The 487-nt window shown below is 47.6% G+C and carries 1 protein-coding gene; it reads left to right on the forward strand.

Annotated elements, in window-relative coordinates; translation table 11 throughout:
* Positions 1-487 (forward strand): LysR substrate-binding domain-containing protein (locus tag AB4653_RS27865; RefSeq protein WP_372105871.1); only part of this gene is annotated, 487 nt, incomplete at both ends.

Below are 487 nucleotides of genomic sequence, written 5' to 3' on the forward strand. Positions count from 1 at the left end.
TCGCTTGTTAGAGCACGAGCTTGTGCCGGAGTTAATGAATGAAGAGGGTACTCAACCACTATCTATATCCATAGCCACCAACGCTGATAGTTTGGCGACATGGTTGTTACCTGCACTGTCGGATGTGATGAAGTCTCGTCAAGTCGAGTTGAACCTCGCGATTCATGGTGAGTCTAGAACCATTGAAAAAATAAAAAGCGGTGAGGTTGCCGGTGCGATCAGTTTAGAGCCCCAAGCGATTCCTGGATGCAGTGCTGACTACCTCGGTCGTATGGACTATGTGTGTGTGGCGAGCCCTGATTTTCATCAGCGTTACTTTTCAGAGGGCGTAAACTACGCCACCTTAAGCAAAGCGCCTGCGGTTTCTTATGATCAATACGATGATCTGCATAAGAAGTTTCTGCATGACCATTTTAACGTACCGAGAGACAGTGTGATCAATCATACGGTCGGCAGTTCAGAAGCATTTGTGCGCTTGGCACTATCG

The sequence above is a fragment of the Vibrio sp. 10N.222.48.A3 genome (assembly GCF_041475345.1).
Taxonomy (GTDB): domain Bacteria; phylum Pseudomonadota; class Gammaproteobacteria; order Enterobacterales; family Vibrionaceae; genus Vibrio; species Vibrio tasmaniensis_A.